9 protein-coding genes and 1 pseudogene are annotated in these 11811 nt (G+C 48.3%); 7 read left to right on the top strand and 3 right to left on the bottom strand.

All coding sequences use genetic code 11. From position 1 onward, the window contains the following. Positions 1–461: 461 nt before the first annotated feature. Entirely contained in the window at positions 462–1229 is a 768-nt protein-coding gene (locus WOA58_RS18675) for an IclR family transcriptional regulator (RefSeq protein WP_340605813.1), read from the bottom strand. A 177-nt stretch (positions 1230–1406) separates the two neighbouring features. Next, positions 1407–2513, bottom strand: coding sequence for a Gfo/Idh/MocA family protein (locus tag WOA58_RS18670; RefSeq protein ID WP_340605812.1), 1107 nt, complete (start codon positions 2511–2513; stop codon positions 1407–1409). A 152-nt stretch (positions 2514–2665) separates the two neighbouring features. Here WOA58_RS18670 and WOA58_RS18665 point away from each other — a divergent pair, with 152 nt between their 5' ends. Then, complete coding sequence (locus WOA58_RS18665; RefSeq protein WP_340605811.1) at positions 2666–3814, top strand: Gfo/Idh/MocA family protein; 1149 nt, start codon at positions 2666–2668, stop codon at positions 3812–3814. Positions 3815–3891: 77 nt separating this feature from the next. Here WOA58_RS18665 and WOA58_RS18660 read toward each other — a convergent pair. Continuing rightward, positions 3892–4869 (bottom strand): annotated as a pseudogene (locus WOA58_RS18660) (hypothetical protein). A 208-nt stretch (positions 4870–5077) separates the two neighbouring features. Between WOA58_RS18660 and WOA58_RS18655 the strand changes: the two are divergent. The 6 genes from WOA58_RS18655 (at position 5078) to WOA58_RS18635 (ending at position 11396) form a co-directional block, all read left to right on the top strand. Further along, entirely contained in the window at positions 5078–5920 is an 843-nt protein-coding gene (locus WOA58_RS18655; protein WP_340605810.1) for a fumarylacetoacetate hydrolase family protein, read from the top strand. A gap of 455 nt (positions 5921–6375) precedes the next feature. Continuing rightward, positions 6376–6645, top strand: coding sequence for a glycosyl hydrolase family 28 protein (locus tag WOA58_RS19160; protein WP_390220990.1), 270 nt, complete (start codon positions 6376–6378; stop codon positions 6643–6645). A gap of 14 nt (positions 6646–6659) precedes the next feature. Beyond that, complete coding sequence (locus tag WOA58_RS18650) at positions 6660–7937, top strand: ABC transporter substrate-binding protein (RefSeq protein ID WP_340605809.1); 1278 nt, start codon at positions 6660–6662, stop codon at positions 7935–7937. Positions 7938–7956: 19 nt separating this feature from the next. Next, positions 7957–8898, top strand: coding sequence for a carbohydrate ABC transporter permease (locus WOA58_RS18645; protein ID WP_340605808.1), 942 nt, complete (start codon positions 7957–7959; stop codon positions 8896–8898). A gap of 1 nt (position 8899) precedes the next feature. Further along, a complete protein-coding gene (locus WOA58_RS18640) occupies positions 8900–9754 on the top strand; it encodes a carbohydrate ABC transporter permease (protein ID WP_340605807.1) in 855 nt (284 codons plus the stop codon). A gap of 493 nt (positions 9755–10247) precedes the next feature. After that, the gene (locus WOA58_RS18635) at positions 10248–11396 is read left to right on the top strand and encodes an ABC transporter ATP-binding protein (protein ID WP_340605806.1); all 1149 of its coding nucleotides are present in this window, start codon (positions 10248–10250) and stop codon (positions 11394–11396) included. The last annotated feature ends 415 nt before the right edge of the window (positions 11397–11811 follow it).

The following is an 11811-nucleotide window of genomic DNA, read 5'->3' as shown; positions in this document are numbered from 1 at the left end:
GGACAGTCATTGCTAATGCCGTTGACTGGGCAGCTCCGACAGATGGTGCTGATGCTATCTGGGATGAAGTGAAACCAGCTGAATCGCTCGATGATAAGTAGCCGCTTAATTGGAAGATTCAGATGGAGGACTCGCAATGGTCCGTGATAGCTGATTTATTGGCCATCACGCTATTGTCGATTTGGTGGAGTGACTTGCAAACATCACGACTCCCTCTGGTGGTTTCAGCCGTACGTGCGACCGGCCTAGCTCTTCGTTTCTCAGGTCCGACATAGGTGCAGTGAACTATTGCCTATAACTAATTCGACTATATCGAACGAATATCTCTCTAAAATTGCGTTGGGAGTGGGTATAGATGACACAGATGACAAGCATACGTTTGTAATGTAACATGTGTGCTTATAGTATTCCCATATATCGAACAGAGGGATATGAACAAACTCGGGATCATTCTTACATCCCTACGTGAGCGCAAGTTCTAGCTCATATTCGTTGACGAGTTCGGTTACCACGTTCGCGAGGGGGTGTTCTTTGTTTGAGTCACTAAAGGCGTGCTTCGAGCCGGTAATACTGAAGCCGCCAATTACATTTCCCGATTGTTCGGTCGCAGCAACGCCAATACCGTACAGTTTCCTGAGGTTCTCCGCGTTATTGACCGCGTATCCGCGTTCGCATACCTCATCGAGCTCCGAAAACAACTCTTCGCGGTCCGTAATTGTGTTCTCCGTCTTTGGGGGCATTCCCCACTCGTCAAGGGTTTGTTCGACTTTTGACCGAGGTAGTTCCGCGAGTATTGCCTTCCCAACCGCAGTACTATGGAGGTATAGACGATTCCCGAGCTGTTCATGCGTCCATCCCGTTTTCCTCCCTGACGCAGTATGAAGGAAGACGGCTTTACCACCCATCTCTACAGCGAATACGGTTCGCAGTCCAACTTTCTCAAATAGCTTCTCGGTGAACTCACGTGCCAGAACGAATCCCTCTTTGCGTGTTCGGACTTGATTACCTAGACGAAGCAACTCTGGACCGAGATAGTAGATATCTCCCCGTTTGATCACGAATTGTTTCGATTTAAGCGTCGCGAGGTGACCGTGAACAGTGCTTTTCGGCATCTCCATCTGCTTAGCAACCTCTGAAACCCGGGCCCCATCGAAGCTATCAAGTACTTTGAGGATTTCTGCTGATGTCGCGGTCGTTTGGAGTGTCTTTGATCTGTTGTTGCGTGACATACCTAGAAATACAGGGCCACCCTTATAAAATTCATCAATATCGAACACCGAACCTGTATTGGGTAATGAAATGTAGATAGGTGAGTGTGAGGGTAACTGTACTGGAAGTTGGACTAAACCTTGAGAGAAAGAGTGTCGAGAAAACGGACTTGGAAAGCTAGTGTGAAACTGACCTGTTCATTCCGCAACTTCGACCCAACTCCCAGATTCTCTAGATTCGTAGGCCGCGTCGAGAACTTGGAGCAACTGGACCGCGTCATCTATCGTTGCTGGTACATTTCCCGTCTCGTATCCATCGAAGTAGGCTTCAAAGTAGTCTTGGACGTAGTCTCCCCAAGCTGGGAACCGGTTGTAGGTAAACTCGTAGTTGATGGTACGCCGGGATGTGCCTGACCAGTTATTATGGTCGGACGTGAGTTCGAGCGGGACGGTTGGTTCGTGTTGGAGTGAATCATGGTGGACGGGCGTCCGCGCCTGTGCCTCGGTCCCGTATACGCCGAGGTGGGTGTCCTTTCCGCGCTCGTTCAGGTAGTAGCCTGTGTGGTAGGTCCCTAGTATGCCCTCTCTCGTCTCGAACTGGAGGATAGCTCCCGCCTCAACGTTAACATCGGCTGCATCGTGGAATCGGGCATTCACTCGTGCGATGGGATCATCGAGCACCCACGGCATCATATCAACCCAGTGGGGACCAATCCACTGAAGAGCACCACCTCGACTCGTCTCCTGATCATAGATGTAATGGTTGGTATTCCGATAGGAGAGCTGGCTCGCATTGAAACGTCCCTCGACGGTCCATACATCGCCGAAGAAACCGTTTCGGATGCGTTTGCGGAGGTCCATCGCTATGGGGTTTTTCCGGTAGAACGTTGTTGGCGAGACGGTGACGTCCGCCGCATCAGCTCGGCGAGCAACTGACTCGAGATCCTCGGCCGTGCGCCCGATTGGCTTTTCACTAATAACGTGAACGCTGTTTTCGACGGCTGTCTCGACTATTGAAGGCGTTTCATCATTGCGGTACGTGATCCAGACGACATCGACGTCACCTTCCTTAATTAGCTGATGGGGATCCTCGTATACGGATGCATCCGCGACGAGCTCCGCTACCTGTTCATTTTCCGTCGTTATCTCGTCCGGGCGCTCATCCATCGCGGTGAGATTAGCGAGGTCTACTCGTCGTCCAGGCTCACAGACTGCTGTAATAGTGAGGTCGAGTTCGCTTGCGATGGCGAAGTATGGGTCACGGTGATGGTGATCGACACCGATATAGCCTACTTTCGTAGCCATATCATCGATTGCTCCAAGACACTATAAGAAATTATCGATATAGATATTTCCCATCTAACAAGTTCGCAACGGACTAAACTCGCTGTTCTTTGTCCAGAGAATCGAAACGTTATTGTTGTTTCGAGGAACAGAGAAGAACGACACATCTATCCATGCAAGAGATTGGCATAATTATGAATGGCGTGACCGGCCGGATGGGAACGAACCAACATCTCATTCGATCCATCGTGGCGCTACGCGAGGAGGGTGGCGTCAAATTGCCCAACGAAGAACGGGTCATACCCGACCCACTGTTGGTCGGCCGAAACGAGCGGAAACTGCGTGCATTGAGCGAGGAACACGGAATCGAGCGGTGGACCACCGACCCTGAGTTAGAGACGTGTCTCGAAGGGGATGACGAGATTTACTTTGATTCACAGGTCACACCGCGGCGACCGGAGGCACTCCTGAAAGCTATCGAGGCCGGTAAGAATGTCTATTGTGAGAAGCCGCTGGCTGGCGATCTCGATACCGCGCTGAACGTCGCCCGCGAAGCGAAACACAGTGGCGTTAAACACGGCATTGTTCAAGACAAACTCTGGCTCCCAGGGCTGATGAAACTCCAGCGGTTGATCGATCAGAACTTCTTCGGAGATATCCTCTCGGTTCAGATTGAGTTCGGATATTGGGTATTCACAGGACACGGCCAGTCAGCACAGCGTCCCTCATGGAACTACCGCAAAGAGGACGGTGGAGGAATCATCGACGATATGTTCTCTCACTGGAGTTACGTCCTTGAGGATCTCTTCGGCCGTATTGAGGCGGTGCGCTGTCTCGGAAAAACTCACATCCCATACCGCGTTGATGAAAACGGCGAGGAATACGAGGCGACAGCCGACGATGCCGCCTACGCCATCATGGAACTGGAAGACGATGTTGTCGCACAACTCAACTCCTCGTGGACGGTGCGGGTCAATCGCGACGACCTCCTTGAGATTAAGGTCGACGGGACGAACGGTAGCGCAGTGGCTGGATTACGCGATTGTAAGACTCAGCACCATGCCAATACCCCCAAGCCGGAGTGGAACCCTGATACGCCAAAAGAACACGATTACTACGAGGATTGGGTCCGGGTGCCAAATAATCGAGAGTTCGAGAACGCATTTAAAACGCAGTGGGCAAAGTTCATCCGCTATGTCGTCGCGGATGAACCGTTTCCATGGGACTTCACTAAAGGAGCACGGGGCGTCCAGCTCACGGAAGCGAGCTACCAATCTTCGGATGAACAACGACGTATCGTTATCGATGAGCTAGATATCTAACGCTGGATGCGATCCTCGGTATTGCGTCTCTTCATCAGGCTAACGTGATAACGGTCGAATCGATGTCGGCCCTCTTCTCAGTCGCTACTTGGACTGCACCCTGTCTGCTCTGAATTATCGTGCGTAGCTGTTTCGTCTGGAGGGGGGGAGGTAGTGAAGTCACCCGACTCAAAGTTGATCTGGGTAGGTTCTTCAACAACGCGGAGATCGTCGCGATCCCGTAGCTTCTTCATTGCCGTTAGTGCGTTGATGAGTGTCGTTGGTATATCGATCTCTTTGAGAAGATTCGCATGGATGAAATCAGCTGATCCCATACCCATTGCGTTTCCGTGAGTTGTCACCCACGCGTGTAGATCCGATTTATGTCTGGTAGGTCAGGCTCCGGTTCTTGAATCGCGAATGTTCGTCGACCAATAACGTTTGTATCCATTCCTTGGCCACTGATGTCTTTGCCCTGATGATCGAGGATGACGACATCAAGTAGTCGACTGCCCAGTCGTGAGCGATCTTCGCACCGCGTTGCTTGCCTATACCGATAACGAGCATTTTCGAGAGGCCACTTTCGACTGTACCATCGAAATTGGTGTGAGGTTTAATTCGGTTTATTGGGACAATAGCATCGGCTGCAACAACATTTACGTCAGCGACAACCGGTATAGCACGTTCTGTGGTCCGGCCAATTTCGGTAACCTCCATGCTTGAACGAATTTCACAGCCGACAGTTGACTCATCGGCGCCGAGGTCAGCCAGCATTTCGCGTTGACCCTCGGTAGGGGCCCCTCCGTGACTTCCCATTGCTGGGAATACAAACGGCTTGAACCCTGCCCCTGTGCTTCCGTAACGACGCCGGCGACGATACTGCTGAGGTTAGCTATTCCACGGCTCCCAACACCAAGTGCTATCTCACCATCATCTGGAATATCACCGAGAGGGAGTGACCTGAACGCCTTTGCTGCATAGTCTGAAATTTCCTCACGCGGGATTGGGTCTGTTTCCAATACTTGCTCAATGAGGCCTAATTCGGGAATTGGAGTCTCCTCACATGCCTCAACGATTGTTCATCTGAGACTACAAGTGAACTTCGCGATGGATTCACATCCATATTCTACCAGTGGACAGGTTCTCTGATAAATATAGTCCAATATCTCTGAGGCCTGCAGTACCTAGCAGTTCTCCCTATTGGGTATTGCGAGAGTCATCCTCGATCAGCGTTCCGATCCTCATAACCAATATTTAAGTCATTAGGTCCATATCGATTGAGTGATGCAGTTTGTTCGATACAACGGTGGTGCCGGCCCCACGTGGGGTGTCCAAACCAATGCAGGAATCCACGCGCTCGCTGATCTCCCAGCCGGCGAACCATCGTATCAAGATCTGACCAATCGGCAGTATCTTAGCCAGTTGGAAAACGCAGTTCGAAATGAAACCCTCTCAGTAGTCGATCCGGCTGAGGTGAATCTACTTGCACCAGTTCCCCGTCCACCGAAGATCGTCTGTGCCGGGCTTAACTACCGCGACCATGCTGAGGAACAGGACGAGGAGTTTCCTGATGTTCCGCTCTTATTCTCGAAGGCCCCGACTACGGTCACAAATCCGAACAGTCCAATTGTCCATCCCAGTGGCGAACAGGTTGACTACGAAGTAGAACTCGCTGCCATCATCGGTCGCACTGCTAAGGACCTCGACGAGGACGAGGTCTATGATTACATTGCTGGCTACACGGTACTTAATGATGTGAGTGGGAGGGACGCTCAATTCTCCGATGGCCAGTTTTTCAGGGGCAAGAGTTACGATACGTTCTCACCGATGGGCCCAACACTCGTCGCAGGCGAGGACTTCGATCCCAACGCCGTCGAGGTGGAATTGCGCGTTGACGGAGAAACGAAACAGTCCTCAAACACGCGTCAGTTCATCTTCGACGTTCCGGAACTGGTGGCATACATCAGTGCGAACATGACGCTTGAATCTGGTGACGTTATTTCAACCGGGACACCAGGTGGCGTAGGTGTCTTCCGCGATCCTGTCGACCTCCTTGAGCCGGGCCAGACCTGCGAGGCTGAGATCGAGGGAATCGGGACGCTCACGAACCCAGTCGTAGAAGAGTAATCGTCCGGCGGTTTGCGCTGGTTCCAAATTCCAGATATTGAAAATCGCTCTTATGAAGCACATTGTTGGTGACTCAGAGAACCGCTCAAACGATTTGTTTGAGTGCTTCTCAAGCGACGCTCTCGCTCGCGGGTGGCGCGACGATTCGGGCAGGTCTCACAGCGTCTGACTATGACTGCCCCCCAGAATACGTTGGCCTCGACGGCGAGTATCCCCTATTTTTCGTCAACGGCGGTCGGAACGTCACCATCAGGGGAGAGGGAATGATCGTCGGGCGCGGCACGGACATGATGAAGATGGATAAACCGATCCGCAGTCACTCCGGACAATCGTCCGCGAACCCACTCGTAAGTGAGGGCGAACCCCAGCCGTAACAGAGCGACGCATTCCTCAACCTTGAGGAGGGGACAGAGACATGGCCGGTGGCCAAGCCGCTGTTCTGGCCTGGTCCAGTGATGCTGTTCGACGACTGCGCGAATGTGTCCGTTCGGGACGTCACGGTTCGGGACGCGCCAGCTTGGACGCTCGCGTTCCGCAACTGCGAATCGGTCCACGTCACCGGCGTGACGGTTCAGAACCACCTCCGGATTCCAAACTGCGACGGGCTCTCCACCGCGAACCACGTCCGCGTCTCCGCCTTGTGCGATTCGCGCGTGCGACGACGTATTTCTGGATTGCTGAGTGGGGAAAACACTACATTTATTATGATCAAGTTCAAGCAATAAGACGGAGCATGCGAGTGATTAACGACCAAAACAAAATGTATCGGCGATCAGTCCTGGGTGCGCTCGGAGCGGCTTCCCTTGCAGGATGTATCGGCGGTGGAGGTGGAAACTCAGGAAATACAGTGGAGGTAACTCACTGGGAAGAAGATGCAGAGGCCCAGCATAGGTATGATCAAATGGAGACATGGTCTAGCAGCCATGAGGATTGGGAGGCTGAATTAAGGCTAGTTCCTGGGGATCCTGCAGAAGAGTATCACGAGAGTATGCAAACTGAAATCGCTGGAGGGGAGGGACCTGATATCTTGTATCTTCAGTATGAAGCATCTTATCCCTCTTTTTCTAGTGAAAATGCCCTTCAAAATTTAGACTCGCTCATCGAGGAGGGCGAGATTAATCTTGATGATTACTACGAAAGGTCCATCGATATGTACACGTGGACTGATGGAAGCATGTATGCGTTGCCTGCCCAAGTAACCCCAGCCTCTGGATTCTGGTATAATACTGAATTATTTGAAGAAGTTGGGATCGAGTCGATTCCAGATAACTGGACTTGGGAGGACTTCAGAGGTATCTTGGAAGATCTGAAAGAAGGCGGAGTTGATAATCCATACATCATTCCATTCAACCAGTCCATTACCGATCTGTTTTACCCATTCATATGGCAGAACGGTGCTGAGTTCGTGAATGAGGATTATACGGAATCTAGGATTAATTCGTCAGAGGCGGTTGAAGCCCTAGAATTCATCGTGGGGTTGATTGAAGATGATCTCGCAGTAGCTGACGTTGATATTGGAGATCGATATAGCGTAGCCTTCGGTGAAGAACTGGGCGCTGCCACTCTTGGTGGTCCCTGGATTCTTGACCATGCAATGAACGAGGGTATCGCGGATAAGATCGGATGTACCACACCCCCCATTCCTGAAGGCGGCGAACAGGCATCTGTGTTGAATTCACATGGAGTTGGGATGAACGCCAATATGGAATCGGAGGCGCAGCTTGAGCTCTTCAAATTCTTAACCTCAGAAGATGGAGTGGAGTATCATTTAGAAGCCCTTTCTGGATTGTCCCCCATGGAAACTCACTCTGATCATCCGATCTTCGAAGAAGAACCCCGCCTACAACCTATTCAGGAACTGATTCCACACTCCAACCCAATGATATTTGGAGAACACACTAATCAGATCGTTGCAGAAGCGTTGCTCCCACCGCGACAAGGTGCCTATACCGGGGATCTTACACCAAGAGAGGCTATTGAAAGTATGCACAACAGCATCGAATCGATCCTTAGTTAGATCATCAATCTACATAAATATGAGCCCATCATCGTTTAAGGAGAAGGTGTTAGACAATGATGACCGTTTGTATGGATATCTATTTGTACTACCAGATTTAATGACATTTATCGCGTTTTTATTTATTCCTGTAGCAACTGCATTTATACTATCGCTTTTCGAATGGAGCACGTTAGGCGGTGCTCAGGGCTGGGTAGGACTTGATAATTATATCAATCTCTTGAAACCCTATCCATGGGAAAATAACTTTGCCCCGCTTCGCTCACCTGAGGCAAATTTATGGTGGTACGCGGTAAGGAACACTGTGATATACATAACTGGGGTGGTTCCCTTAGCAGTGTATGGTGGCTTAGGTGCTGCATTGCTATTAGACTCAGATATCCCTGGCGAAGATATCGTCCGAGCAATGTATTTCATTCCAGTCATGTTAAGCCCCGCCGCTATAGCTATTATTTGGCGCTGGATTCTTGCAGATCAGGGGATTGCCAATGAATATTTAAGTCTAATCGGCCTTAGTCATAATTGGGCGACTAGTACGGCTACTGCTCTACCCAGTGTGATGCTGATGGCTATTTGGGCAAATATCGGATTTAATATGATTATATATCTGTCTGGACTCCAGAATATTCCCTCTGAATTATATGATGCAGCACGAATTGATGGGGCCGGAACGTGGGAAAAGTTCCGTAACGTCACTTGGCCTAATTTAAACGATATAACTTTCTTCGTGATTGTGTTAGCAATAATCAATGGATTCCAGGTCTTTGCGTATGCGTACGTCTTTGCTCAAGGAGGCCCATATAATGCGACAACAACGATCGTTGTCTACATCTATCAAAGAGGATTTGGCGCTGGTGACTTAGGATCAGCATCAGCAATGGCTGTTATGTTATTTATCTTCATCTTCCTATTCAGCTATTACCAGTATACTCAAAGAAACCAACAAGAGGTGAGCTATTGAGATGTCACGCAGAAATCAAGAGTATCCCGGTTACGGCGGGACAGCGTATCAATTACAGAGAAAACTCCTAGTTGCGTTCACGATACTGTTCGGTGTCTTCCTGATCCTCCCCCTATTTTGGATGGTCAACGGTTCGCTTTCAACGAATGCGACGGCTAGAGAGATCATTTTTTCTCCGAGCGGTTTCACATTTGAAAACTATATACGGGTATTCCAAGAGTATCCAGCTGAGCGATGGCTTCTTAATTCGATAATTGTGGCTGTTGCTGTCACCTTATTCAATGTTGTCTTTGACACCTTAGCAGGGTACTCACTAGCGAGATTCGATTATAGGGGGCGAGAAAAATTATTCCTACTATTTGTTTCGACTATGATGGTTCCGACTATGGTACTCTTGGTCCCTCTTTATTTGATAATAGCAAATTTGGGACTTACCAATACCCATCTCGGTTTGATCATTGTATTTGTCGCAAACCCTTTTGGCATATTTTTGCTACGGCAACATTTCAAAGGTATGCCAGCTTCGCTTGGAGAAGCCGCCAGAATGGACGGCTGTAACGAGTTACAGGTATTCTACAAGATCTATCTACCGCAAGCTAAGTCAGCAGTTGCAACGCTCACAATCTTTGTTTTCTTATGGACCTGGAACAACTTCGAATGGCCCTTAATTATCATGCAAACTTCGGAGATGTACACATTGCCCGTAGCATTGTTTGCACTTCGTGGAACCTATGCAGTTGAATGGGGTTCGATTTTAGCGATCGCTCTAATCCTAGTCGGACCGATTCTACTTCTATTTATTTTTCTACAAGATTATTTCGAGAAGGGCATGACGTTAAGTGGTATGAAAGGGTAGCAAATACCCGATTTAGTATAAATATTGTTTATTTATTTGGTAATAATTGATAAAGACAGTTAGTCTCTTCCCTTGGTAGAATCAATGCTACAAGCAAGAGGGACCTAATGCCAGATAGCGGGTCGCTCAATTTCGAGTCTAGTCGCGATGAAAGCAGATGCACCATAGGTTCGAGACTGAGCGTAGAACCAAGTTTCACTCGATTGTGTTGGATTCCTGTCTACCAGAACATGGCGATCTCAGCCCTCCTTGAGGATAGCTACTAGAGCTCCTGACTAATCCATCAATAGGAGTTGTTCAATAGCTATTGGAGTGTATTGAACATCGGCACATTCAAAGAAAAATACCATCGGTCTTGACTAACTCATACTACTTGCGCTGATATTAAGACGTTAAACTCTTGAACGCTAAAAAATTGGTCATCAACAAACTCTTATATCATAATAATCGAAAAATTTATGTAGCTAGTGATCAACAGTGACATAGAGACTAGATGGGTGAAATAGCTTTAGAAGAATTGACAAAGGTATACAGTTCCTCAGACAAAAAAGTTGTTGCAGTTGATGGGATCAATTTGTCAATTAAAAATGGGGAATTTTTGGTTTTGGTTGGACCTTCCGGTTGCGGAAAGTCTACGACTCTTAGATGTATTGCAGGGTTAGAGACAGTAACTGAAGGGGAGATTAAGCTAGATGGAGATCCAATTACGAACAAAAAACCCAAGGAACGACACTTAGCGATGGTTTTCCAAAATTATGCCCTATATCCCCAGATGACAGTGCAGGAAAACATGTCATTTGGCCTTAAAATGACGACTGAGCTATCTGATGAGGAAATAGAAACAAAAGTAAAAAATGTGGCTAAGATGATGGGGATAGAAAGCCATCTAAACGCTACTCCAAACGCACTATCAGGAGGGCAACAACAACGAGTAGCACTCGGTAGAGCCATTGTACGAGATCCAGAAGCGTTTTTGATGGACGAACCTCTCTCAAATTTGGATGCTAAGCTCCGAACAACGATGCGGACAGAATTACAGGATCTTCAACAAGATCTTGGAGTTACAACAGTTTATGTGACTCACGATCAAACAGAGGCAATGACAATGGCCGATCGCATTGCAGTAATGAAGAATGGCACGCTGCAACAGGTAGCTCCTCCGTTGGAGTGCTATAATCAACCTAAAAATAAATTTGTTGCAGGATTTATTGGATCACCGAGTATGAACTTTCTGTCTGTGAGAAATCAGAATGGACATCTGGAACACAATGCATTTTCATATTCGTTGTCAGAGGCTACGCGTAGACAGTTGGAAAACGCACCAGATGATTTAACACTTGGAATTCGGCCCGAAGATATTGTATCTCCTAATAATGAGAAAAATGATATTGAGTCAACAGTGTCTGTAGTAGAACCGATGGGTGATCAGAGTTATCTATATCTTGAGGTAGGGGATGATCAACTAACTGCAAAGGTGAGTAGTGATAATGATATTAAGAGTGGAGACAAGATCCCTATTACTTTTCCTGAAGATCGTATCCATCTCTTTGATGAGCAAACCGGTGATGCGATCAAAAATCGTAGTGAAATAAATAAAGAAGGAAATGTACTAGAAAATGATTCTAGTTCTGTACTATCATGAAGATCGCTGGTTTTCTTGATAGACTCATTAAGTAGTGCTCTACATAGATTATCATTGACTTAGTTCAGATCGATCTGGTCTGATTGTAGATCTTAAGAGAACGAACGTATTCAGAAAGCCGACTTAGGACATCGCTTAAAAATCGACTCGTTCACTCCGTAACCTTGACCCAACCGTCCTGTTTTCCCGTCTTATATTCTCTCTCTCTCTTCTAATATGTAGCGACCTGCTGCTTCCACTTCCGTATCTGGCCTGCTCTCGTGGTGTTCCCTCTCAAAGTATGCTACTTCTTCAGATGAATGTATGGTTACTTGTTACTCATCATCGAGCGGTTCAGCTGGTTTCACTTCATCCCAGATAGCATCAGCACCATCTGTCGGAGCTGCCCAGTCAACGGCATTAGCAATGACTGTCC

The organism is Halalkalicoccus tibetensis (genome assembly GCF_037996645.1).
Lineage (GTDB): Archaea > Halobacteriota > Halobacteria > Halobacteriales > Halalkalicoccaceae > Halalkalicoccus > Halalkalicoccus tibetensis.
Note: the sequence above shows the minus strand (reverse complement) of the source record. Positions and strands in the feature narration are given on the sequence as shown.